Source organism: Caballeronia sp. ATUFL_F1_KS4A, from assembly GCF_023630905.1.
Taxonomy (GTDB): domain Bacteria; phylum Pseudomonadota; class Gammaproteobacteria; order Burkholderiales; family Burkholderiaceae; genus Caballeronia; species Caballeronia zhejiangensis.
Window position 1 is genome coordinate 57054 of record NZ_JALQEB010000042.1, and the last position, 23387, is coordinate 80440.

Annotated in this window: 21 protein-coding genes; 10 read left to right on the forward strand and 11 right to left on the reverse strand. The window is 64.0% G+C overall.

Translation table 11 applies throughout. From position 1 onward, the window contains the following. The first annotated feature begins 90 nt into the window (after positions 1-90). From NCS03_RS28500 to NCS03_RS28510, 3 genes are read left to right on the forward strand one after another with little or no spacing between them, the layout of a single operon-like run. Positions 91-1377, forward strand: a complete 1287-nt coding sequence (locus NCS03_RS28500; protein ID WP_250530297.1) for an MFS transporter — start codon at positions 91-93, stop codon at positions 1375-1377. Between the two features lie 24 nt (positions 1378-1401). After that, positions 1402-3816: a glycoside hydrolase family 31 protein gene (locus NCS03_RS28505; protein ID WP_250530298.1), complete on the forward strand. Its 2415-nt coding sequence runs from the start codon at positions 1402-1404 to the stop codon at positions 3814-3816. Between the two features lie 31 nt (positions 3817-3847). Next, on the forward strand, positions 3848-5038 hold the full coding sequence (locus NCS03_RS28510) for a porin (RefSeq protein WP_250530299.1): 1191 nt from the start codon (positions 3848-3850) through the stop codon (positions 5036-5038). Positions 5039-5049: 11 nt separating this feature from the next. Here the strand turns inward: NCS03_RS28510 and NCS03_RS28515 are convergent, their stop codons facing one another. Then, positions 5050-6612, reverse strand: coding sequence for a glycerol-3-phosphate dehydrogenase/oxidase (locus tag NCS03_RS28515; RefSeq protein ID WP_502799965.1), 1563 nt, complete (start codon positions 6610-6612; stop codon positions 5050-5052). Between the two features lies 1 nt (position 6613). Then, positions 6614-8137: a glycerol kinase GlpK gene (gene glpK / locus NCS03_RS28520; protein ID WP_175980313.1), complete on the reverse strand. Its 1524-nt coding sequence runs from the start codon at positions 8135-8137 to the stop codon at positions 6614-6616. A gap of 224 nt (positions 8138-8361) precedes the next feature. Between glpK and NCS03_RS28525 the strand changes: the two genes are divergently transcribed. Both NCS03_RS28525 and NCS03_RS28530 read left to right on the forward strand, forming a co-directional pair. After that, positions 8362-9129, forward strand: a complete 768-nt coding sequence (locus NCS03_RS28525) for a DeoR/GlpR family DNA-binding transcription regulator (RefSeq protein WP_008346095.1) — start codon at positions 8362-8364, stop codon at positions 9127-9129. A gap of 99 nt (positions 9130-9228) precedes the next feature. Beyond that, a complete protein-coding gene (locus NCS03_RS28530) occupies positions 9229-10152 on the forward strand; it encodes a DMT family transporter (RefSeq protein WP_250530300.1) in 924 nt (307 codons plus the stop codon). A gap of 3 nt (positions 10153-10155) precedes the next feature. On the opposite strand, the gene NCS03_RS28535 is transcribed toward NCS03_RS28530, so the two are convergent. Next, the gene (locus NCS03_RS28535) at positions 10156-11898 is read right to left on the reverse strand and encodes an IlvD/Edd family dehydratase (RefSeq protein WP_008346097.1); all 1743 of its coding nucleotides are present in this window, start codon (positions 11896-11898) and stop codon (positions 10156-10158) included. Positions 11899-12223: 325 nt separating this feature from the next. Between NCS03_RS28535 and NCS03_RS28540 the strand changes: the two genes are divergently transcribed. Genes NCS03_RS28540 through NCS03_RS28555 form a run of 4 tightly spaced genes read left to right on the forward strand, consistent with a single transcriptional unit; the run spans position 12224 to position 15894 of the window. After that, positions 12224-13330 carry a sugar ABC transporter substrate-binding protein gene (locus NCS03_RS28540; protein ID WP_250530301.1) on the forward strand — a complete coding sequence of 369 codons (1107 nt, stop codon included), beginning with the start codon at positions 12224-12226 and terminating at the stop codon, positions 13328-13330. Then, on the forward strand, positions 13330-14340 hold the full coding sequence (locus NCS03_RS28545) for an ABC transporter permease (RefSeq protein WP_008346099.1): 1011 nt from the start codon (positions 13330-13332) through the stop codon (positions 14338-14340). The genes NCS03_RS28540 and NCS03_RS28545 overlap by 1 nt, the downstream gene beginning before the upstream one ends. Continuing rightward, positions 14340-15131, forward strand: a complete 792-nt coding sequence (locus tag NCS03_RS28550) for an ATP-binding cassette domain-containing protein (RefSeq protein ID WP_175980310.1) — start codon at positions 14340-14342, stop codon at positions 15129-15131. The genes NCS03_RS28545 and NCS03_RS28550 overlap by 1 nt, the downstream gene beginning before the upstream one ends. Positions 15132-15150: 19 nt before the next feature. Then, a complete protein-coding gene (locus NCS03_RS28555; RefSeq protein ID WP_008346102.1) occupies positions 15151-15894 on the forward strand; it encodes a FadR/GntR family transcriptional regulator in 744 nt (247 codons plus the stop codon). A gap of 254 nt (positions 15895-16148) precedes the next feature. On the opposite strand, the gene NCS03_RS31300 is transcribed toward NCS03_RS28555, so the two are convergent. Further along, positions 16149-16562: a hypothetical protein gene (locus NCS03_RS31300; protein ID WP_350029377.1), complete on the reverse strand. Its 414-nt coding sequence runs from the start codon at positions 16560-16562 to the stop codon at positions 16149-16151. Positions 16563-16602: 40 nt separating this feature from the next. Here NCS03_RS31300 and NCS03_RS28560 point away from each other — a divergent pair, with 40 nt between their 5' ends. Beyond that, complete coding sequence (locus NCS03_RS28560) at positions 16603-17511, forward strand: lipopolysaccharide biosynthesis protein (protein ID WP_350029378.1); 909 nt, start codon at positions 16603-16605, stop codon at positions 17509-17511. On the opposite strand, the gene NCS03_RS28565 is transcribed toward NCS03_RS28560, so the two are convergent. From NCS03_RS28565 to NCS03_RS28595, 7 genes are all read right to left on the reverse strand, one after another. Further along, positions 17504-17824 carry a Rieske (2Fe-2S) protein gene (locus NCS03_RS28565; protein ID WP_008346109.1) on the reverse strand — a complete coding sequence of 107 codons (321 nt, stop codon included), beginning with the start codon at positions 17822-17824 and terminating at the stop codon, positions 17504-17506. The two genes, NCS03_RS28560 and NCS03_RS28565, sit on opposite strands and share 8 nt — an antisense overlap. After that, a complete protein-coding gene (locus NCS03_RS28570; RefSeq protein ID WP_250530303.1) occupies positions 17821-18639 on the reverse strand; it encodes an intradiol ring-cleavage dioxygenase in 819 nt (272 codons plus the stop codon). The genes NCS03_RS28565 and NCS03_RS28570 overlap by 4 nt, the downstream gene beginning before the upstream one ends. Next, a complete protein-coding gene (locus tag NCS03_RS28575; protein WP_250530304.1) occupies positions 18636-19691 on the reverse strand; it encodes a maleylacetate reductase in 1056 nt (351 codons plus the stop codon). Before NCS03_RS28575 ends, NCS03_RS28570 begins: the two co-directional genes overlap by 4 nt. A gap of 14 nt (positions 19692-19705) precedes the next feature. Next, entirely contained in the window at positions 19706-21169 is a 1464-nt protein-coding gene (locus tag NCS03_RS28580; protein ID WP_250530305.1) for an aldehyde dehydrogenase family protein, read from the reverse strand. A gap of 90 nt (positions 21170-21259) precedes the next feature. Then, positions 21260-22255 carry a hypothetical protein gene (locus NCS03_RS28585; RefSeq protein ID WP_033536888.1) on the reverse strand — a complete coding sequence of 332 codons (996 nt, stop codon included), beginning with the start codon at positions 22253-22255 and terminating at the stop codon, positions 21260-21262. Between the two features lie 38 nt (positions 22256-22293). Further along, on the reverse strand, positions 22294-22785 hold the full coding sequence (locus tag NCS03_RS28590; RefSeq protein ID WP_250530306.1) for a cupin domain-containing protein: 492 nt from the start codon (positions 22783-22785) through the stop codon (positions 22294-22296). 137 nt (positions 22786-22922) lie between these two features. Further along, positions 22923-23369 carry a nuclear transport factor 2 family protein gene (locus tag NCS03_RS28595; RefSeq protein WP_250522401.1) on the reverse strand — a complete coding sequence of 149 codons (447 nt, stop codon included), beginning with the start codon at positions 23367-23369 and terminating at the stop codon, positions 22923-22925. Between the last annotated feature and the right edge of the window lie 18 nt (positions 23370-23387).

Here is a 23387-nt window from a genome sequence, read left to right on the forward strand (position 1 = left end):
AACGTTCGAATTCGATCATCGCGATAGCCGAACAGAAAGGGCACGGCGCGCCGCCGCTCATCGCCCGTCGAGAACAACGGAGACTCAATCTTGAAAACAGTCATCGGCTTGCGCTGGTGGATCATCGCGCTCGTCTGCGCGGGCACGATCGTCAACTATCTTTCGCGCAACGCGCTCGGCGTCATGGCCGCCGAGCTGAAAACGCTCATGAACATGAGCACGCAGCAGTATTCCTATGTCGTCGCCGCGTTTCAGGTCGGCTATACGATCATGCAGCCGGTGTGCGGACTCATCATCGATGTAATCGGGCTGCGGCTCGGCTTCGCGCTGTTCGCGTGCCTCTGGTCCGCGACCGGCATGGCGCACGCGCTCGCCGGCGGCTGGATGTCGCTCGCGGCGCTGCGCGGACTCATGGGCCTCTCGGAAGCCGTCGCGATTCCGGCGGGGATGAAGGTCGTCGCCGAATGGTTTCCGAATCGCGAGAAGTCGGTCGCGGTCGGCTACTTCAACGCCGGCACGTCGCTCGGCTCGCTGTTCGCGCCGCCGCTCGTCGTCTTTCTTTCGCTGCGCTACGGATGGCAAAGCGCGTTCGTCGTGACCGGCGCGATGGGCTTCGTCTGGGCCGCGTTCTGGTACTGGCTGTATCGCGGGCCGCGCGAGCATCCGAAGATCGGCGAGCAGGAGAAGAACGCGATCATCGAAGGGCAAACGCCCGTGACGAACCGCCCGGGCGAGCAACGCCGCATCCGCGAAGTGCTCGGCACGCGCCGCTTCTGGGCCATCGCGCAGGCGCGCTTTTTCGCCGAACCCGCGTGGCAAACCTTCAGCTTCTGGATTCCGCTCTATCTCGCGACCGAGCGTCACATGGACCTCAAGCAGATCGCCATGTTCGCGTGGCTGCCGTTTCTCGCCGCCGATCTCGGCGGGCTGTTCGGCGGCTATCTTTCGCCGTTTCTGATGAAGCGTTTCCGCGTGCCGCTCATCGCGTCGCGCATCGCGGGCGTCGTGCTCGGCGCGTTCATGATGATCGGGCCCGCGTGCATCGGGCTCGTCGCGTCGCCGTATGAAGCCATCGCGCTGTTCTGCGTCGGCGGCTTCGCGCATCAGATGATCTCGGCGCTCGTCAACACGCTCGCCGCCGATGTCTTCGAGCCCGGCGAAGTCGGCACCGCCGCGGGCTTCGCGGGCATGGCGGCGTGGATCGGCGGACTGGGCTTTTCGCTCGTCGTCGGCGCGCTCGCGGATTCGGTGGGCTTCACGCCGCTCTTCGCCGCGCTCGGCGCGTTCGACCTGATCGGCGCGGCGCTGCTCGTCGTGCTGATGCGCGGCGTGACGAGCGACGCGAATCCGCCCGGCGCGGCGCATCGGGCCGCCTGAGATCGAATGAACGGGAGACACATCATGGCCAACTTGAAGAATCGTCCGCGTTTCGCGATTTCGGAGCGAACGGACAACCGCGTCGCGCTGAGTTCCGCCGATGGCGCGGGCATCGAACTGTTCGTCCTCGCCGATGACATCATCCGCGTGCTGGTCTTGCCGCACGGCGAGCTGCGCGGGCCGCGCACCTGGGCAATCGCGCCCGGACAGGACGACGTGCCGCTCGAAGGACGCGACCGCTACGATACGAGCGGCTTCGCGAGCGCACCGTTCACGATGTCGGACGATGAGCAACACGTCGTCATCGAGACAGCGATGATCCGCTTGACGATTGCGCTCGACGGCGGCTTCTGCTCGTGGCAAATCGTGCGCGACCGCCAGTGGCATCACGTCATGAACGATCGCAAGACGCAGGCGTACAACTTCGGCTGGTGGGACGAGCGCGTGTATCACTACATCGCGCGCAAGCCGGGCGAAATGTACGTGGGACTCGGCGAACGCGCGGGTTCGCTCGACCGCGCGAATCAAAGCTACGAGATGCGCAACGTCGATGCGATGGGCTACAACGCCCGCACGACCGATCCGCTCTACAAGCACATTCCGTTCTACGTGACGTGGCAGCCGGAGACATCGACGGGCTTCGGTCTCTTCTACGACACGCTCGCCGATTGCCGCTTCGACATGGGCCGCGAGCTCGACAACTATCACGGGCACTATCGGCACTTCATCGCGGAGCACGGCGATCTCGACTATTACTTCATCGCGTCGCCCGACACGCCGCTTCACGCCGTGCGCCGCTTTACATGGCTGACGGGTCGTCCCGCGTGGATGCCGAAGTGGGGCCTCGGCTACTCCGGCTCGACGATGAGCTACACCGACGCCCCCGACGCGCAAAAGCGCATGGCCGAATTCATCGACCGATGCCGCGAGCACGACATCCTGTGCGATTCGTTCCATCTTTCGTCGGGCTATACGTCGATTGGCGGCAAGCGCTACGTGTTCAACTGGAATCGCGACAAGTTTCCCGATATCGACGGTTTCGTGACGAGCTATCTGCGCGAAGGCGTGCGGCTGTGTCCGAACATCAAGCCGTGTCTGCTGCGGGATCACCCGCTGTTCGATTCCGTCGCCGATGCCGGTCTCCTGATCGAAACGCGCGACAGCGAACCGGCGTGGGTGCAGTTCTGGGACGAAGTCGGCGCGTATCTCGACTTCACGAATCCGCGGACCATCGACTGGTGGAAAGCGCGCGTGAAGGAAAGCCTGCTCGCGCACGGCATCGCCGCGACGTGGAACGACAACAACGAGTTCGAAATCTGGAGCGCGGATGCAATCGCGCGCGGCTTCGGCGAGCCGTTTCCGGCGCGCGAGGCCAAGGTCCTGCAGACGCAACTGATGATGCGCGCCTCGCGCGACGCGCAGCGCGAACATGCGCCCGGCGTGCGGCCGTTTCTCGTATCGCGCTCGGGCGGCGTCGGCATGCATCGATATGTGCAGACGTGGTCGGGCGACAACTACACGTCGTGGGACACGCTGCGCTTCAATCTCAAGATGGGCCTCGGTCTCGCGATGTCGGGCGTGTCGAACAGCGGACATGACATCGGCGGCTTCGCGGGGCCCGCGCCGGATCCTGAACTGCTGTCGCGCTGGGTCGCGTTCGGCATCTTTCTGCCGCGCTTTTCCATCCACTCATGGAACGACGACGGCACCGTCAACGAGCCTTGGATGTATCCGCAAACTACCCATCTCATCGCCGGTCTCATCAAGCTGCGTTACCGGCTGATTCCGTACCTGTACCAACTGCTGTGGCGATCGCATCGCGCGTACGAACCGGTGCTCCGTCCGATGTTCGCCGAATTCCCCGACGATCCGCTCTGCCTCGAAGACGGCGACGACATGATGCTCGGCTCGTCGCTGCTCGTCGCGCCGGTCGTCGAGGCGGCGCAAAGCGAGCGACGCATCCATCTGCCGAAGGGCGCGCGCTGGTCGTCCTACTGGAGCGGCGAAGTCTTCGACGGCGGCCAAACGGTCACGCTGCCCGCGCCGCACGATCGCCCCGTCATGCTGATCCGCGAAGGCCATGTGATTCCGCTGAACATCGCGGAGCAGCACTTCGCGCGTCCCGCCGATGAACGCGCGTTCATCGCGTTGCCTTGCGCGGGCGCCGGCGTCGCGCGCGGCGATTGCATCGAAGACGACGGCGAAACCGAAGCGTGGCGCGACGGCGTGCACGGGCGCTGGCGCGTCGTCATCGAAAGCGATGCGCGAAGCCTGCGCATCACGATAGAACGCCACGGCGCGATGCCGCGCGTGCAGAACGAAGTCCGCGTGAGCGTGCCCGCATCGGATACGCGCGTCGCGACCTGCGCGACGGGCGAGCTGGCCGGCGAGCGCATCGCGGACGGCTGGCGTCATATCACGCTGCGTCTTGCAGACTGAGCCTCAACACTTCACGGGAAAGTAATCAGCAATGAAGTCCTTGAATCGCGCACGGACGCGCGCAGGCGTCCTCACGTCCATTTCTCTCGCCGTCGCCCTGTTCAGCGGCACGGCGACGGCCCAAAGCAGCGTCACGCTCTACGGCGTCGTCGATAACGCGTTCGCGTATGTCAGCAACCAGCGCGGGCAGTCCAACGTCTACATGAGCCAGGGCAATCTGCAGGCGAGCAAGTTCGGGCTTCTCGGCGCGGAAGACCTCGGCGGCGGCACGAAGGCGATCTTCCGGCTCGAAAGCGGCTTCAATTCGCTGACGGGCGCGCAAGCCAGCGCAAACGCGATGTTCAATCGTCAAGCCTATGCGGGCTTGAGCCACGAGCGTTACGGCACGCTGACGCTCGGCCGCCAGTACACGCCTTACTTCAGCATGGTCGGCGCGCTCGGACCGACGGGCGTGCTGACCGGCGCGACCGGCGCGCATCCCGGCGACGTCGATGCCCTCGACACCACGTTGCGCTTCAACAACGCGGTCACGTATGCGTCGCCGGTGATCGCGGGTCTCGCGTTCAGCGTTCAATACGCGCTCGGCGGCGCGCCGGGCAGCATCGCGAGCGGCAGCAACTTCAGTGCCGCGCTTCGCTACGACTACAAGCCTTTCGCGATCGCGGCGGGCTACGTGAAGCTGAAAGACATCGCGACCAGCCCGGCGCTCGGGAGCTTCGCGATCAACTCGCCGGTGAACAACGGCTACGCGAGCGCACAAAGCGCGCAACTGATCGCGGCGGCGGCGCGCTACACGTACAACGATCTGATGCTCGGCCTCAACTATTCCAACGTGCACTATGCGCCGGGCTCGCGCTCGCTTTTCGCCGATGAAGCCGTGTTCAACAGCTACGGCGCCATCGCCACTTACCGGTTCACACCCGCGGTGAATGTCGCGGCGGGCTACAGCTACACGCGCGCGAGCAGGGCCAACGGCATCGGCGATGCGGCGCAGTATCACCAGGTTTCGTTCGAGGAAACGTTCAGCCTGTCGGCGCGCACTACGTTCTATGCGCTGCAGGCGTATCAGCACGCGCGGGGTCAGTCGCTCATCGCGTCGGGCGGAACGGGCGGCGTGGCGATTGCTAATGCCGTGGCGGTCGTCGGCGATTCGCAGAACGCGTCGCCTTCGTCGGGACCGTCGCAGTTCGTCGCGATGGTCGGTATCCGGCACGCGTTCTGATCGACGCGCCGCTACGACAGCATCCAGGTTCGCGCGAACGCATCGAAACGCGCGATTTCTTCCGCTTGCCATTGCGCGCCGTGCCCGAGTTCTTCGGCCATGATTCTGGCGACTTCGGGCGCGGCATCGCGGGCGGCGGCGGCATCGAGAAACAACGCGCGATTCCGCCGCGCGAGCACATCCTCGACACAGCGCGCGAGTTCGGCCCGCGCCGCGAAGCGCGTCTGCGCCTCGGTCAGGCCGCTCGCCTTCACCAGAACGTTTTGCGCGCCCGGCAGACGATCGATGATTGCCCCATCGGAACCGTAGTAGCCGTGTTGCTCCGCCGTCGATCCATGCAGCGGCAACGACGCCGTTCGGCACGGCGCAGCGCTCAGCAGTTGCTTCGAGACGGCGAGATCGATCACCTGCTGCGCCATCAGACGGTACGTGGTCCACTTGCCGCCCGTCACGGTGATCATGCCGGTCGCGTTCATTTCGATGGTATGTTCGCGCGACAACGACGCGGTCGATGCCGCGCCGTCACTCTTCACGAGCGGACGCAGCCCCGCCCATACGCTCAGGACATCGTCGCGCGTCGGCTTGACGGACAGATAATCGGCAGCCGTCGCGAGAATGAAATCGATGTCCTCGTCGCTCGCGCGCGGATCGAGCGGCAAGTCGTGACGCGGCGTGTCGGTCGTACCGACTATCGCGTGACCGTGCCACGGCACGATGAACAGCACGCGCCCGTCCTGCGTCTTGGGCACGAGGATCGCGCTATCGCTGCGCAGGAAGCGGCCGGGCAAGGTCAGATGCACGCCCTGGCTCGGCGCGACGATCGGGCGCGCGCCGGGCTCGGCCATCGCGCGGATCGAATCGACCCAGACGCCCGTCGCATTGACGACGCAGCGCGCGTTCACCGCGAACCGGTCGCCGCTTTCGACGTCCTCCACCTCCAGCCGATGACGCCCCGCCGCGCGATCGAACTGAACGCCGCGCACCGCCGCATTGTTCAGCGCGACGCCACCGAGATCGAAGAGCGTGCGCATCAGCGTGATGGCGAGACGCGCGTCGTCGAACTGGCCGTCGAAATAAAGCGTGCCGCCGCGCAGCGCGTGACCGTGCAGCGATTCGGCGAGCATCGGCGATTTCGCGCGGGTTTCGGCGAGATCGAGGCTGCGGCTCGCGCGCAGGTTGAGCGAGCCCGCGAGCCAGTCGTAGATCTTGAGGCCCGCGCCGTACGTCAGCTTGTCGCCGAGCCGGTACGCGGGAACGATGAAACCGAGCGCGTGCACGAGATGCGACGCATTGCGCGCGAGCAGTCCGCGCTCTCGCAACGCTTCGCGAACGAGCGGGATGTTGCCCTGCGCGAGATAGCGCACGCCGCCGTGCACGAGCTTGGTGGCCTTGCTCGATGTGCCCTTCGCGAAGTCGCGCGCTTCGAGCAGCAAGGTCCGATAACCGCGCGACGCCGCATCGACGGCCGTGCCGAGACCGCTCGCGCCGCCGCCGATCACGACGACATCGAAGAACGGCGTCTGATCTGTTTCGCGCAAGAGCGCCGCGCGTCCGGATGGCATGTTCGTTTTCATGTCAGACCGTGGAAAGCGGTTCTTCGGCGGGATGTTCCCAGGCGCGGGCGCGATCGATCGCGCGATGCCAGCGCTCGATGTGCATCGCGCGTTCCGCCGACGCCATCGCGGGTTCGAACCGGCGCGCGGGCGGCCACGCGCTCGCGATTTCGTCGCGGCTCGACCAGAAGCCCGATCCGAGTCCGGCGAGGCAGGCCGCGCCGAGCGCGGTCGATTCCGTGACGCTCGGGCGCACGACGGGACGGCCGAGCAGATCGGCCTGAATCTGCATCAGCAGGTCGCTCTGCGACGCGCCGCCGTCCGCGCGCAGCTCGCTCACGGCGATGCCGGCATCGGCTTCCATCGCGTCGAGGACATCGACCGTCTGGAACGCGATGGCTTCGAGCGCGGCCCGCGCGATATGCGCGCGATTCGTCCCGCGCGTCATGCCGAGCAGCGTGCCGCGCGCGTAGGGATCCCAATACGGCGCGCCCAGACCCGCGAATGCGGGCGCGAGCACGACGCCTTCGCTCGACGAACATTGCGCGGCGAGCGCGCTGATTTCCGCCGCGCTTTCGATGAACCCGAGGCCGTCGCGCAGCCACTGGACGATCGCGCCGCCCATGAAAACCGCGCCTTCCAGCGCGTAGGTGCGCTGCCCGCCGAATTCCCAGCCGATCGTGGTCAACAGCCGATGCCGCGATGCGACCGGCTGCGCGCCTGTGTTCATCAGCATGAAAAGGCCGGTGCCGTAGGTATTCTTGACGAGGCCCGGCTCGACGCAGCCCTGCCCGAAGGTCGCGGCCTGCTGGTCGCCGGCGACGCCTGTGATCGGAATCGGCGCGCCGAACAACGCGGCGTCGGTATGGGCGATCGCTCCGCTCGATGCCACGACTTCGGGAAGCACGGCGCGCGGGATATCGAAGAGCGCCAGCAGCCCGTCGTCCCATGCGCCTGCGCGGATGTCGAAGAGCGCGGTGCGCGCGGCATTCGATACATCGGTTACGTGGCGGCGGCCTGCGCTCAGTTGCCAGAGGAGCCAGCTATCGACGGTGCCGAACGCCAATTCGCCGCGGCACGCGCGCGCGCGCAGGCCGGGCGCGCTGTCGAGCAGCCACGCGAGCTTGGTCGCGGAAAAGTATGGATCGATGCGCAAGCCCGTCTTTTCTTCGATGAGCGATTCCGCGCCGGATTCGATCAGACGGGCGCAATGCGCGGCGGTGCGGCGGTCCTGCCAGACGATCGCGGGTCCGACGGGCGCGCCCGTTTGCCGGTCCCAGAGCAGCGTGGTTTCGCGCTGATTGGCGATGCCGATGGCGGCGATATCCGAAGCCCGCGCGCCGGCCTTCTGCATCGCTTCGTGCGCGACGGCGAGTTGCGACTGCCAGATGTCGGCGGGATCGTGCTCGACCCGCCCCGGCTGCGGATAATGCTGCGCGAACTCCCGCTGCGCGCTCGCTATCACGCTGCCCGAATGGGCGAACAGCATCGCGCGGGAACTGGTCGTGCCCTGGTCGAGGGCAAGGATAAAACGTCGCTGGCTCATGCGGCCACTCCAGACAGCCGGTTCGGAGAATGTTCGAATACGAATCTGAATATTCGTTTTCAACCATCGTAGCATCGCGTGGCGTCGACGGAAAGATGGCGGACGCACTGTTCGAGCGCATGTGAACCGGCAATTTCAGAGCCGGCGTTGGTCGGCGGCGGCTTTCGTCGTACACTGCGCGCATCCGATAATTTTCATTTTTTTGCGATTCCGAGCAGCTTTCGATGACATCCGACCAAGCACTGAACGGCAGGCAGCGCGCGCTGCTGGATCGCGTCGCCCGAGACGGCTTCGCGACCATCGAAGACCTCGCGGCGCAATTCGACGTCACACCGCAGACGATCCGGCGCGACGTCAACTGGCTGTCCGATCGGAACCTGCTGCGCCGATATCACGGCGGCGCGAGCGCGCTGACGAGCTCCGAGAACGCCGCGTACACGGCGCGTCAGCAGATGTTTCTCGACGAGAAGCGTCGCATCGCGAGGCGGGTCGCGGCGGAGATTCCGAATCACGCGACGCTCTTCATCAATCTCGGCACGACGACCGAGGAAGTGGCGCGCGCGCTGCGCCAGCATACGGGCCTGCGCGTCATCACGAATAACCTGAACGTGGCGAACATTCTCGCGGACGAGTCCGACGCGGACCTGATGGTCGCGGGCGGCAAAGTGCGCGCGCGCGACAAGGGCGTCGTGGGCGAGCAGGCCGTCGACTTCATCCGGATGTTCAAGGTGGACTTCGGGATCATCGGCATTTCGAGCATCGAGGAAGACGGCACGCTCCGGGACTTCGACATCGCGGAAGTGCGCGTGGCGCAGGCGATCATCGAGCAGTCGCGCACGGTGTTTCTCGTTGCGGATCATTCGAAGTTCGGCCGCGCCGCGCTCGTGAAACTCGGGCATCTCAGCCAGATCGACGCGCTCTTCACCGACGCCCCGCCGCCCGAATGGATCGCGGAAAGTCTCGCCGATGTCGCCGTGCATGTCGCGGATTAAGGCGACGCGATCGGCGAACCGTCCTTGTCGTCCGCAGCGTCGCGGACACTACAATCGGGTACTTTGACAGCATCCGCTTACAAGCACGGGGACGCGAACATGGCGCAAGCGCCGCACATCGGCCGGAAGGAAGACCGCAGCACGCACAACGAACGCCGCTGGCTCACGACCGGCGGTCCGATTCTCTTTTTGCTGCTCTGGTCCGCCGGCTTTCCGATTGCGAAAACCGGCCTGCATTACGCGTCGCCGCTGACGTTTCTCGCAATACGTTTCGCATTGAGCGTCGGCGTGCTGCTCGCGGTATGCGCCGTGAAGCGTCCGCAATGGCCGCGCAACGCGCGCGCGTGGCTGCATCTCGGCGTCGTCGGCTTTCTCGTGCAGGTGATGTACTTCGGACTGAGTTATCTGTCGATGACCGCGGGCATCGCGACGTCCGTGCTCGCGCTGATCGTGTCGTTGCAGCCGATTCTCGTCGGCGTGCTCGCGCCGAAGTTCGTCGGCGAACGCATCGGCGTGCGCAGATGGATCGGCTTGCTGCTCGGGCTCGCGGGCGCGGCCGGCGTGATCGTCGCGCGCGGGCCGCTGCATGCGGAATCGCTCGGTCCGGTGCTGATGGCGATCGGCGCGCTCGTCGGCATCACGGCCGCGATGCTCTATGAAAAGCGCCTGGGGACCGCGCAAGATCCGGTGACATCGAATCTCGTGCAATACAGCGTCGGCTTCGTGTTTTGCGCGCCGATGGCCTTGCTCTTCGAGCACACGCAAGTGCAATGGACGCCGGCATTCATCGCGACGCTCGCGTATCTCGTCGTCGGCAATTCGCTGATCGCGATCACGCTGCTGCTCGCGATGACGCGTGCGGGCAAGGTCTCGCAAGTCGCGTCGCTGTTCTTCTTCGTGCCGCCGGCAGCCGCCGTGCTGTCGTACTTCTTTCTCGACGAAGTGCTGCCGGGGACCGCATGGTATGCGATGGGCGTCGCCGTGCTCGGCGTCGCCATCGCCACATGGAAGCCGCGCAGATAGCGGCTAGTGCGAATGCTTCGGCACTTCCGCGCCACGGCATCCGACGAGAAAGTCGAAGTCGCAACCTTCATCGGCCTGAAGAACGTGCTCGACGTACAGCTTGCGATAACCCGTTTTATCCTCGGGAATCTCGCTCTTCGCCGCGTTCCACGCATCGAGGCGCGCGCGGATTTCATCGTCGCCGATGTCGATGCGTAGCACGCCGTTGTCGCAATCGAGCTCGATCCAGTCGCCATCGCGCACGATCGCAAGCGGCCCGCCCGCGCGTGCCTCGGGCGCGACGTGCAGCACGACGGTGCCATACGCGGTGCCGCTCATGCGCGCATCCGACACGCGCACCATGTCCGTCACGCCTTGCGCGAGCAGCTTCGGCGGCAAGCCCATGTTGCCGACTTCCGCCATGCCCGGATAACCCTTCGGCCCGCAATTCTTCATGACGAGCACGGAGTCCGCCGTGACATCGAGATCGGGATCGGCGATACGGTGCTTGTAGTCGTCGAAGTTCTCGAACACGACCGCGCGCCCGCGATGCTTCAGCAACGCAGCCGTCGCCGCCGACGGCTTCAGCACCGCGCCATTCGGCGCGAGATTGCCGCGCAGCACGCACAATCCGCCATCGGCGACGAGCGGCTTGTCGAGCGGGCGAATCACTTCGTCGTTGTAGAGCGGCGCTTCCTTCACGTTCTCCCACAGCGTGTGGCCGTTCGCGGTGAGTGCATCCGGATGCGGAATCAGGTTCGCTTCGCCGAGACGCCGCAAGACGGCGGGCAAGCCCCCGGCGTAGTAGAACTCTTCCATCAGGAAGCGACCCGAAGGCTGCAAATCGACGAGCGTGGGCGTGCCGCGACCGATGCGCGTCCAGTCGTCGAGTTCGAGCTTCACGCCGATGCGCCCCGCGATCGCCTTCAAATGAATCGCCGCATTCGTCGATCCGCCGATCGCCGCGTTCGCACGAATCGCGTTTTCGAAGGCCTCGCGCGTGAGCAGCTTGGACAGACGCAAATCCTCGAGCGCCATTTCGACGATACGCATGCCCGACAGATGCGCGAGCACATAGCGACGCGAATCGACCGCCGGAATCGCGGCGTTGTGCGGCAGCGTGACGCCGAGCGCTTCGGCCATGCACGCCATCGTCGATGCAGTGCCCATCGTGTTGCAGGTGCCCGTCGAGCGCGACATGCCCGCTTCCGCCGACATGAACTCGTGAATCGAAATCTTGCCCGCCTTCACCTGCTCGCTGAGTTGCCATACGACCGTGCCCGAGCCGATGTCGCGTCCTTCGTGCTTGCCGTTCAACATCGGTCCGCCCGAGACGACGATCGCGGGCACGTCGCAGCTCGCCGCGCCCATCAGCAACGCGGGCGTCGTCTTGTCACAGCCGACGAGCAGCACGACCGCATCGACGGGATTGCCGCGTATCGCTTCCTCGACGTCCATGCTCGCGAGATTGCGCGTGAACATCGCGGTGGGACGCAAATTCGATTCGCCGTTGGAGAACACCGGAAACTCGACGGGGAACCCGCCCGCTTCGAACACGCCGCGCTTCACGTGCTCGGCGAGCTTGCGGAAGTGCGAATTGCACGGCGTTAGTTCGGACCACGTATTACATATGCCGATGATCGGCTTGCCCGCGAACTCGTGGTCCGGTATGCCCTGGTTTTTCATCCAGCTCCGGTACATGAACCCGTTCTTGTCGGCGGTGCCGAACCACGCGGCCGAACGGAGCTTGGCTTTTGGGGCGCTCATGGCTTTGATCACTTGATGGGAAAGACCTATAAATAGCATGACTATATCGATGGGGCGTACCGGGAAAACGCTAATCGCCACGTCAAAACACTCTGCATATAGTTTGTCTATTGAAGTCAGCGCGCGGGCTTCGTCGTCCCAATTACTAGTTCAAAACGCCGCGCTCTCGAATCGCCCTCTCGCACTGTTCGCATGGTCATCCGCAACGCTTCGTTCTTTCATCCATGAAAGCCGCGTGTGTATGACGTGCCGTGAAACCCAGTATCTGACAGCGATCGACGATGAGTCGACCCATCGACCAACGAAGAAGAGACCGGAGGAACACATGGCGCAGAATCGGGATGACGACGCAAACGACAGCAAGCTCATCAGCGCGGGCCGGCGCGGCATCATGCAGGGCGCGGGACTCGGCGCGGCGCTGTCGCTCCTGGGCGGCGTGACCGGTGGCGGCGGTTTGATCTCGTCCGCGCAGGCGGCCGAAGCGGCGTTTCCGCAGCACAAGAAATGGAAGATCGTGTTCGTCAATCATGTGACGACGAACCCGTTCTTCGTGCCGACGCAATACGGCATTCAGGATGCGTGCTCCATGTTCGGCATGGACTATCAGTGGACCGGCTCGGCCACGTCCGACGCGGGCGAAATGGTGCGCGCGGTGAATTCTGCGATCGCTGCGAAAGCCGATGCGATCGCCGTGCCGATCGTCGATCCGAACGCATTCGACAAGCCCATTCAGGCCGCGCTCGACGCCGGCATTGCCGTATTCGCTTACAACGCCGATGCGCCGCGCGGCAAGACGAATCCGCGGCTCGCATACATCGGACAGGATCTGTATCTGTCGGGTTATCAGATGGGCGAGCGAATCGCCAGCATGATCGACAGCGGCATGGTCGCGCTTTTCATCGCGACGCCGGGACAGTTGAACATTCAGCCGCGTCTCGACGGCGCGAGCGATGCGATCAAGAAATCCGGCAAGAAGATCGACATTCAGACCGTTGCGACGGGCGCGACCGTCAACGAAGAACTGTCGAAGATCAAGTCGTTCTATCTCGGGCATCAGGACCTGAAAGGCATGTTCGCAGTCGATGCCGGCAGCACGCAAGGCGTCGCGCAAGTGATGAAGGAATCGAACCTGCCTTCGAAGGGCGTGCATGGCGGCGGCTTCGATCTGTTGCCGCAGACGATCCAGCTCATCCACGAAGGCTTCCTCGATTTCACCATCGACCAGCAGCCGTATGTGCAGGGCTTCTACACGGTGATGGAAGCGTTCGTGTTCCTCGCGTCGGGCGGGCTCGTCGGGCCGGCGAACATCAATACCGGTCTCAAGTTCGTGACGAAGGATACGGTCGAGCCGTATCTCAACACGTCGACGCGTTATGAAGGCAAGACCACCAAGCCGCAAATCGTGCCGATGAAAGGGGCCATCAAGTCCTGATGAACACAGTGAACGAACCCCGTAAAGCAACGACGCCCGCGCGGATCGCCAGTCCGCGCGGTGCGTGGGCGTCGCATTGGGCGCCGGAGTTGCGCATCCTCCTCGTGGCCGTGCTGCTCGCGGCTTACTTCCAGTTCATCAACCACGACTTCCTGTTCAGCAACGCGAGCCTCGTCAACCTTTCGCAGTATGTCGCGCCGGTCGCGATCATCGCGTTCGGCGAGATCATGCTGATGATCGGCGGCGACATCGATCTGTCGGCGGGCATGGTCTTCGCATTCGCGCCGTTCATGATGGTGTTCGCGAACGAAGCGGGCGCGCCGATGTGGCTCGCGGTGATCGCGGGGCTCATCGCCGCGGCGATCATCGGCTTCGTGAACGGCGCGGTGACGGTCTTTCTGCGCCTGCCTTCGTTCGTGACGACGCTCGGCACGCTCTTTCTCATCAACGGCATCACGCTGACCGTCTCGCGCGGCACGCCCGCCGCGACGCCGGGCTCGCCGGAATTCGCCGCCGTGATGGGCGCGTGGGGCTATAGCGAGATCATCTGGACCGTTGCGATCGCGTTCGTCATGCATGTGCTGTTGCGGCATACGCGCTGGGGTCTGCACACGCAGGCGGCGGGCGCGAATCCGCTCGGCGCGAGCGAAGCGGGCATTCATGTGAACCGGCTGCGGCTCGGCAATTTCGTGCTCGCGGCGGTGCTCGCCGGATTCACGGGCATTCTCGAAAGCTTTCGCATCACGTCGATCGATCCGCAAGCGGGCGGCAATCAGATCATGTTCCTCGCCGTGGCCGCTGCCGTGATCGGCGGGACGCCCTTGACGGGCGGCTCGGGCACGATTGTCGGCGGACTGCTCGGCGCGGCGGTGCTCGGCATTCTGAGCGATGGCTTCACGCTCATCGGCATCAACGCGTTCACGTTCAACATCATTCTCGGCGCCGCGATTCTCGCCGCGATGATCTTCAATATCCACATCGGCCGCATTCGCCGCAAGGGAGCACGGTGATGGCAGACCCGCAAGCAGTAGCCGCCACCGATCTCGCGCTGCGCGGCGACAAGCTCGTCAAACGCTTCGGCGCGGTGACGGCGCTCGACGGCGTGTCGCTTACGCTCGGCCGTGGCGAGATTCTCGGCATTCTCGGCGACAACGGCGCGGGCAAGTCGACGCTCGTGAAGATTCTCACGGGCTTTCATCAGCAGACGAGCGGCACGCTGCATGTGCACGGCGAGGAAACGCTGCTGAAGTCCGTCGATCATGCGCGCGCGCTCGGCATCGAATGCGTGTATCAGGACCTTGCGCTCGCGAATTCGCTGTCGATTTATCACAACATGTTCCTCAATCGCGAGATCGTGCGGCGCGGTCCGTTCAGGCTCGTCGACCACAAGCAGATGCGCGAGCGCGCGGCGCAATGTCTCGAGGATATCGGCGTACATGTGCCTTCGGTCGATCTGCCGGTCGAGCGTCTGTCGGGCGGTCAGCGTCAGGCGATCGCGGTCGCGCGCGCGGTGCATTCGAACGCGAAAATCCTGTTGCTCGACGAGCCGCTCGCCGCGATGGGCGCGCGCGAGGCCGCGCTCATCATCGATCTCGTGATGCGTTTGAAGGAAAAGGGCGGCCTCTCGATCATCATGATCATGCACAACTATGCGCAGACGCTGGACATCGCGGATCGCATCATGTTGATGCAGCGCGGCCGCGTGACTTACGAGCAGCGCAGCGCGAACACATCGGTCGCGGAACTGATGGATATCGTGAGACGGGAATATCGGGCGATGCGCGCGACGACCGCTCAATAGCCGTTTCGAGCTGCGCGTCATGGATTACCGCAACCCCAAGCAACGCAAGAGCATGCACGGACGCATCGTGCAGGAGCTCGGCATGCAGATCGTCAGCGGGCGCATTGCGCCGGGCGAGCGTCTGCCCGCCGAGCCCACGCTCTGCGAAAGCTACGGCGTGAGCCGTCCCGTGCTGCGCGAAGCGACGCGCGTGCTCGTCGCGAAGGGGCTCGTCGTATCGAAGCCGCGCGTGGGCAGCGTCGTGCGCGCGCGCGACGAATGGCACATGCTCGACCCCGACGTGCTCGTCTGGACCATCAGCCATCTTCCCGAAGGCGAGTTCTTCCGCTCGCTGATGACAGTCCGCCAGATCATCGAACCGGCCGCTGCCGCGCTCGCGGCCATCTCCGCGACGGATGACGACATCGCGCGCATCGGCGCTGCGTATGAGCGCATGGAAGGTGCGCAGACCGCCGCCGATCTGCTCGTTCCGGACCTCGAGTTTCATCGCTCGATCATGGCGGCCACGCACAACGACATGCTCGCGTATATCGGCAACATGCTGTCGCTCGCGCTCAGCGAGTCGATCAAGCTCACGAGCCGCCACCCGAATACGCACGCGCTGTCACTACCGCGTCACAAGGCGATCTTCACCGCGATCGCGAACCGCGATGCGCTCGCGGCGCGTCAGGCGAGCGTCGTGCAGCTCGACAACGCACGCGCCGACGCCACGTCCATCCTCGGCGGCGCGGCGCTCGAACCGGACCGTCCCCTCTCCGGGTAAGTTTTCCCGATCTTTCGCGTCGTAACGTTTGCATCGGACGAAATTCGTTCAAGTCCCGTTCATCCCTGCCGTAAACCCTATTGAGACCGGCTTCGACGCGGTCTCCTCTTCGCCCCACGTGTCCGGCAGCGCCCTCTTCCGGACGGCTCACCGGGGTTAATCGACAAGCATTCCACCGTTCCTGCGTCCGACGCGGGACGAAGGTCCGTTACCGGTCCGTCCGCGTTCGTCCGGACGACTCGCGCAACGTACGCCTACTTCGTGGAGATGGATGTCAGCCACTTAGTAATCCGTATTGAAATGACGAACTTCGCTCCGGCCTTCCGCTTCATCCGATTCAAGTCTATCGCGCTCGTTGCAGCGGTGAGCGTGTTGGTCGCCGCATGCGGCGGCGGCGGTGGCGGCAGCAGCGACAACGCATCATCGAGTAGCGCCGCGCAGAGCGGCAGCGCGTCGGCTTCTTCCGCGAGCGTGACGGGATCGGATACATCGCCATCGGGCACGGGGACGACCAAGCTCACGACGAGCCCGCCCGCCACCGCGAGCGACACCTCCGACGACGCCGCGTCGAGCGGCACATCTTCGCCCACGGCCAGCGCGCCCGCTCCCGCGTCGAGCACGGATAGCACGAGCACCGATAACTCGAGCACCGGCAACACAGGCACCACGACGCCGACGCCGACGCCGTCCGCGCGACTCTTCTACGGCGTGAACGGTCACAACAATGAAGGCGGCGCCTACGATATCTCCAGCCCCGCGCTGCAGCTTTCGCAATTGCAGGATCTCGGCGCGAAGCTGTATCGCAACGAGGTCTATAGCCAGGGCACCGCGAACAAGCTCGCGGGCATCGCCGACATCATGGCGGCAGGCGGCGTCACCGTGTATCCGGTGATCCTGATGGACATCGCCACGTTCATCAACGAAACCGACGGCTACAACGCCGGTTTCGCGCTCGGCCAACAGACGGCGAGTTCGCGCCGCTATGCGTACTACGAGGTCACGAACGAGATGGAATCGGCGCTGCTGCTCGGCAATGTCGATGGCGTGTTTCCGTCGCAATACGATGCCGTCAAGTTCAGGATCCTGCGCGGCGTCATTCGCGGGATGATCGCGGGCATCAAGTCGGTCGATACGTCGGGGAAGATCATTCTGGGCGGCGGCACCTGGCTGCACTACGGCTTCGCGCAAATGCTCGCGGCCGGCACGGAGCCGGATGGCAGCACGGGGCATGAGGTCGTGAATTGGGACATCACCGCGTGGCACTGGTACTCGGACATGAACGACATCACCAACGCGTGCGGCGGCACGGGCTGTCACAACGTGCTCGCGGCGCTTCAGGCGCTCGGCAAGCCGATCTGGATCAACGAGGCCGGCGTGCGCCCGAACTTCGGCACCGATCAGCAGATCGCGGCATATCTCGTCGGCAACAAGATGTTGGCGCAGTTCGTCGCGCTCGCATCGACCTACGGCATCGAATCGGTTCAGACGTACCAACTCTATGACGATCCGGCGGGTCTTCCGGGCGGCGGCGCATACGGCTTGCTTGAGAACGACGGCCACACGCAGAAGGACGCCTATACCGCATACAAGAATTTCGTCGCGGCGCATCCTATGTGATGCTTTCGCCTTCGATCAGCACGCGGCCATTGTCGATGCGGATGGGTATGTGCCTGAGGCTCGCGCCAAGGCATGGACCATCGACGCACACGCCGTCTTCGAAGCGAAACATCGCGCTGTGATGCGCGCACATCAGCAGCGCGCCTTCATAGGTCCAGAACGCGTCGGGCTCGTAGTTGAGCGGTATCGAGAAATGCGGGCAAACGTTGCGATACGCCCACGCATCGCCGCCGCGTCGCAGAACGAGAACCGATGGCGCGGCTTCGAAGCCGCCGCCATCGGGAATGTCGTCGAGCGCGCAAAGAACGTTCACGCGGGCTCCTTCACGAGCAGCGTGAAATCGCGCGCCACCTCGTAACCGCCCTCCTTCGCCACATACTCGATGACGAGCGAGCGCTTCACGCCGAACACTGCATCGGAGTTCACATACGGATCGTCGGACGAGTAGAGCGCGGTTGTCAGCGGCTCGTAGCCGGGTGCGTCGATACGAAAATGGATGTGCGCGGGACGCATCGGATGACGTCCCGTAGCGACGAGCATCTGGCCGACGGGACCATCGGTCGGAATCGGATAGCTCGTCGGCTTGATCGAATGGAACGCGTACGCGCCGTCGGCATTCGTGCGGAAGCGCCCGCGCAGATTGCCTTCCGGCTGATCCGGGTCTTGCCCTTCGTACATGCCGTTCGGCGCGGTTTGCCAGACTTCGATCAGCGCATCGGCGACGGGCTTGCCGTTCACGTCGCCGACCGTGCCATGAAAGAACACCGGCTCGCCATCGCTTTGCGCGATGTTCGCGCCGAACGCCGATTCCTTCACGCCATCGCGATAGAACGGGCCGAGCAGACTGCTCTCGGTCGCGGCTTCATCGTGATGCTGATTGATGTCGTCGAGCACGATGGAAAGCCCCAGCGTATCCGACAGCAGAATGAACTCCTGCCGGATGCCGTCGCACTTCTTGCCCGTCGCCGTCAGGAACTCGATGCCGCGTCGCCATTCGTCGTGCGTGAGGTTCACTTCGCGCGCGAACGCATGCAGATGACGCACCAGCGCGACGACGATCTCCTTCGTGCGCGTATCGGCGCATTGGCCGAAGGCGTCGGCGACGGATTGCGTGAGGTGTTCGTTCATGGTCGTCGTCCTTCGTAGGCCGCTTCGATCAGCGCACGCAGCGGCGCGCGTTCGACCGGACGCGGATTCCAGTACGGGCTTTTCAACGCGATATCGACGGCGATGTCGATATCGCTCTCCTTCATGCCGATGTCCTTGAGCGCGGTCGGCGCGCCGTTCGTTCGTGCGAGTTCGAATGTGCCTTGCGCGGCATCGTCGGCGTTCAATGCGCGAGCGATGCGCTTCATCGCGCCGGGCGCGGCATCGCGGTTATAGGCGAGCGCGTGCGGCAGCACGATGGTATGCGTTTCCGCGTGCGGCAGATTGAACGTACCGCCGAGCGTATGACACAGCTTGTGATGCAACGACATGCCTACGCTTCCGAGCACCACGCCGCACAGCCACGCGCCGTAGAGACAATCGCTGCGCGCATTCATATCCTCAGGATTCCGGACGACCTTGCCGATGCCTTGCGCGAGCGCGCGAATGCCTTCTTCGGCCATCAGGCTCACGATGGGATTCGCGTCCTGCGCGTACAGTCCTTCGGCAGCGTGCGCGATCGCGTTGATGCCGCTCGTCACCGAAAGCGACGCGGGCAGCGAGACCGTGAGTTGCGGATCGTAGATCACGGTCTTCGGCAGCACGCGCATGTCGCGGCCGGTCCTCTTCGAGCCGGCTTCGGTGAGGCCGTAGATCGGCGTCATTTCCGAGCCTGCGTAAGTGGTCGGCACGGCGAGTATCGGCAATGACGATGTCAACGCGATCGCCTTGCCGAGACCGGTCGTTGAGCCGCCGCCGATGGCGATCGCGCAATCCGCGCCGATGCGCTCCGCATACTCCCGCGCCGCGCGCGCCGTTTCGACGGGAACGTGCATCACCGCTTCGGCGAACACGCCCGCCGCGCGATGTCCGATGCGTTCGGCGAGCGCTTCGGCCTGATCGCGTTGCGGAGGCGTCGAGAGAATGAGCGCGCGCCTTGCGCCCAGACGTTCGATCTCGCGTTCGACGTGTTCGATGCTTCCCGCACCGAACACGACGCGCGACGGCATGCCCTGATAAACGAACGATTGCATGATTTCGGGTGCGCTCAACGTGGATAGTAAGGCGGAATATTGGCGTCGACATTCACCCACACCGACTTTGCCTGAGTATATTCGCGCATCACTTCGAAGCCCATCTCGCGTCCGTATCCGCTCGCGCCGACGCCACCGAAAGGCGATCCCGGACTCACGCGCTTGTAGCAGTTGATCCACACCATGCCGCTCTTCAGTTGCCGCGCGAAGAGATGCGCGCGTTGCAGATCGCGCGTCCAGAGTCCCGCGCCCAGGCCGTATTCGGTGCCGTTGGCAATCGCCAGTCCTTCTTCATCCGATTTGAACGTGCTGACGGTGACGAACGGGCCGAAGACTTCCTCCTGCGCGACGCGATCGGTCGGCTTCGCCTGCACGATGGTCGGTTCGACATAGCAGCCTTTCGCGAGCCCCGCGGCGTCCGGCGACTTGCCGCCCGCGAGCACGCGACCGCCCTGCTCCCGCGCGACATCGACATACGAAAGCACGCGATCGCGATGCATCTGCGATGTGAGCGGACCCATTTCCGTAGACGGATCGAGCGGATCGCCGATGCGGATCGAGCGCGCGAGCGACGTGAAGCGTTCGAGCAAGTCATCGGCGATGGATTCGTGCACGATCAGCCGCGACGCCGCAATGCACGCCTGCCCTTGATTATGAAAGATGCCGAACGCGGAACCTTGCACGACAGCATTGAGATTCGCGTCGCCGAACACGACGTTCGCCCCTTTGCCGCCGAGTTCGAGCTGCACTTTCTTCAGATTGCCGCTCGATGCCTGCACGATCTTGCGGCCCACCGCCGTCGATCCGGTGAACGCCACCTTGCCGATCTCGGGGTGCTCCGCGATGTATTGACCCGCGACGTGACCGAGACCCGGCAGCACGTTCACGACGCCCGCCGGAAAGCCGACCTCGGCCATCAAATGCGCGATCGCGAGGCTCGACAAGGGCGTGAGTTCGGCGGGCTTCATCACGACGCAATTGCCCGCCGCGAGCGCGGGCGCCATCTTCCAGCTCGTGAACATCAGCGGAAAATTCCACGGCACCACTTGTCCGACAATGCCGACCGGTTCGCGCGTCAGATAGTTGAGAAAGCCGGCTTCGACAGGAATCACCGAGCCTTCGAACTTGTCGGCCATGCCGCCGAAATAGCGGAACGTCGCGGCCGTGCGCGGCACGTCGAGATTGCGCGTATCGCGAATCGGATGGCCGGTGTCCATCGATTCGAGGCGCGCGAGTTCATCGGCGTTCGCTTCGATAGCGTCGGCGAGTTTCAGGAGCAGGCGTCCGCGATCCGCCGCCGCCATCGCGCTCCACGCCGGGAATGCCTTTTTTGCGGCTTGAACCGCGCGATCGACATCCTCGCGGCCGGCCATCGAGACTTGCGCGATCTCGCTGTTGTCGTGCGGATTCAGTGTCGCGAGCGTTTCGCCGGACAGGGCGGCCACGAAGCGGCCGTCGATGAAGAGTTGCGTTTGCATGTCTTGCTCGTGTCGAAGATTGAAGACGAAGCGTTCCCCGCGACGCCTTTTTCAAGGCATCGTTCTTGTCGAAGGGAAACCGTAGGCGGCTTAGAACGCGACCGGATACGGCGGCAGTTCGCCGCTTTCGTAGCGCCTCGGCAGATCGGGCGTCGCGTTCTCCCAGACGAGAAGCATCGAGCGTTTCTGCGAATAACCCTTGTGGCGGATGTCGGCGGGCATCGCGGCGATATCGCCGGCGTTCATCGTGATGCGCGCGCGCGGCTCGCCGGTGTCCTTGTCGGCCACATCCCAGATGATCTGATCCGACAGTTGCAGGAACCACTCGACGCGATCGTTGCCGTGAAAAACCGGCAGCACGAATTCCTCGGTCGTCGGGCAAAAGAGGCTTTGCTTGCACACGGACGTGACCGATGGATTCCACGTCACGTCCGAACGCGACAGATACTTGAAGAGGCTGAACGCGTGCAATTGCCCTTCGAATTCAGGCTCCGCGTGAATCTCCGGCTCGTCTTGCGATACATCCGCGAACTGGCGATTCACCGGGAAGTCGTCGCGCAACGGCGAATCGCCTTCGAGGCCCGGCATGCGCTTCGTCGCGATGCGCGTGCGGTCGATCGCCGCGATGTTGTCGCCGTGCTTGGCGCCGAATGCCGAGCCGGTTTCCTCGGGTGCCGCGAACGGATCGAAGCCTTCGTTCACCCAGTCCTTCAGGATTGCCTTGAACGTCGCCATGATGATCGGCGTTTCGAATTGCTGCGTGTAATCGACGCCCGCTTCGCGGAAGCTCGCGTTGTACGCGCCGGCATACATGTCGACCTTGCCGTAGTGATTGCGCGTGCCGATCACTTCATCGAAATTGACCCAGCCGTAGAAGAAACCCCACGCGACGTCGCGCATCATCGCGCGCAGGAAGTCGTCGGCGTGCATCTGATGCGAGCGCGTCTGTCCTTCTGCCGGCCACTTCACGGTGACGAAATACGCGTCGCGGCTGAACTCGAACTCGCCGAGCTTGAACGTGCGATAGCCGGTGGACGCATCGGGGTCGGTGGCGACGACGCTTTGCAGAAAAATGGCTTGATCCATGATGTTTTTGCTCCGAAAGATGAAAGTTCGCGGCGGCGTTACTGGATGCAGATGTCGGCCCATTTCTCGACCGATTCCGCGCCGGCAATCGTCTGCACGAGCAGCACGCCGGTCTTTCTCGCTTCGAAGCGATACGCCACGCCCGCAGGCAGCAGCGCCTGATGTCCGCGACGCAAGCGCACGAAGCCCATCTTCTGGCCTGAGGGTTCGCCTTCGAGTTTCACCGAGCCTTCGATATCGGCGCTTACGAGCGCGCCATCTGAAGGCTTGATGAAGTGCACGTCGATCTCGCCATCGAGCGCGACGACGAATTCATCGTGCGATGCCGTGAACCACGCCGACACGCCTTCCGCGCGCAGCGTTTCGATCACGTACTTGAGGTTCTTGCCGACGACCACTTTTTCGTACGGCGCGGATTGGCTCGCCACGTCGAACACGTTGGACATCACGTAATGCGATGCCTGTCCCTTGATGATTTCGATATTGCCTTTGCGATAGTTATCGAGGCTGCCGAGTCGGGTCTGTTGCATGTCTGTCTCCATGTCCGCGGTCACGTTCGCGGTGTCGCGCTGGAATCAAGATTAGGGCGGCGAGGGCTGCGAGGCAATGAATCGAGGTTCGCGTTTGCCGAACGATGCGTGCTCGATCGCAGCCCTAGGGAAAGTACTTACTTTTGCGCGTTTTTATCCGCGAGCCACGGATAGCGCTGCGTGTCCGCGCTTTCGTAATCCGGGTCGAGATAGATGAAGCAGCGCTGGATCTTGAAGTCGCGGATCTCGAAGACATCGATCCAGCGGCCCGCGTGCGTGACGCCCGCGCGCCAGTCGACGCCGCTTTGCGTCGTGCCGTAACTCGTGCCTTCGATGACCACCGTATCGCCCTGCTGGATCACGTTCAGATACGCGAGATCGTGCTTGAACTTCGCGACGATCGAGCCGAGGTCCGCGAAGAGTTGTTCAAAGGCCGCGCGGCCTGTCGCGATGCCCCATTTGGGGAAATAGACTTCGGCGTGATCGTCGAAGAGATCGAAGAATCCTGCGCCGCGATCGAGCCTGCGCAGATATTCGAGCGCGATGGTCTTGCGCTGTTCGTCGCTCATGGTGATGGGGTTCATGCTTTAGTCTCCTGATGT

Excerpts from the sequence above, each read along its gene's own strand:
- NCS03_RS28505 (WP_250530298.1), top strand. The coding sequence starts at position 1,402 with ATGGCCAACTTGAAGAATCGTCCGCGTTTCGCGATTTCGGAGCGAACG.
- NCS03_RS28510 (WP_250530299.1), top strand. The coding sequence starts at position 3,848 with ATGAAGTCCTTGAATCGCGCACGGACGCGCGCAGGCGTCCTCACGTCC.
- NCS03_RS28515 (WP_502799965.1), bottom strand. The coding sequence starts at position 6,612 with ATGAAAACGAACATGCCATCCGGACGCGCGGCGCTCTTGCGCGAAACA.
- glpK (WP_175980313.1), bottom strand. The coding sequence starts at position 8,137 with ATGAGCCAGCGACGTTTTATCCTTGCCCTCGACCAGGGCACGACCAGT.
- NCS03_RS28525 (WP_008346095.1), top strand. The coding sequence starts at position 8,362 with ATGACATCCGACCAAGCACTGAACGGCAGGCAGCGCGCGCTGCTGGAT.
- NCS03_RS28530 (WP_250530300.1), top strand. The coding sequence starts at position 9,229 with ATGGCGCAAGCGCCGCACATCGGCCGGAAGGAAGACCGCAGCACGCAC.
- NCS03_RS28535 (WP_008346097.1), bottom strand. The coding sequence starts at position 11,898 with ATGAGCGCCCCAAAAGCCAAGCTCCGTTCGGCCGCGTGGTTCGGCACC.
- NCS03_RS28540 (WP_250530301.1), top strand. The coding sequence starts at position 12,224 with ATGGCGCAGAATCGGGATGACGACGCAAACGACAGCAAGCTCATCAGC.
- NCS03_RS28545 (WP_008346099.1), top strand. The coding sequence starts at position 13,330 with ATGAACACAGTGAACGAACCCCGTAAAGCAACGACGCCCGCGCGGATC.
- NCS03_RS28550 (WP_175980310.1), top strand. The coding sequence starts at position 14,340 with ATGGCAGACCCGCAAGCAGTAGCCGCCACCGATCTCGCGCTGCGCGGC.
- NCS03_RS28555 (WP_008346102.1), top strand. The coding sequence starts at position 15,151 with ATGGATTACCGCAACCCCAAGCAACGCAAGAGCATGCACGGACGCATC.
- NCS03_RS28570 (WP_250530303.1), bottom strand. The coding sequence starts at position 18,639 with ATGAACGAACACCTCACGCAATCCGTCGCCGACGCCTTCGGCCAATGC.
- NCS03_RS28575 (WP_250530304.1), bottom strand. The coding sequence starts at position 19,691 with ATGCAATCGTTCGTTTATCAGGGCATGCCGTCGCGCGTCGTGTTCGGT.
- NCS03_RS28580 (WP_250530305.1), bottom strand. The coding sequence starts at position 21,169 with ATGCAAACGCAACTCTTCATCGACGGCCGCTTCGTGGCCGCCCTGTCC.
- NCS03_RS28585 (WP_033536888.1), bottom strand. The coding sequence starts at position 22,255 with ATGGATCAAGCCATTTTTCTGCAAAGCGTCGTCGCCACCGACCCCGAT.
- NCS03_RS28590 (WP_250530306.1), bottom strand. The coding sequence starts at position 22,785 with ATGCAACAGACCCGACTCGGCAGCCTCGATAACTATCGCAAAGGCAAT.
- NCS03_RS28595 (WP_250522401.1), bottom strand. The coding sequence starts at position 23,369 with ATGAACCCCATCACCATGAGCGACGAACAGCGCAAGACCATCGCGCTC.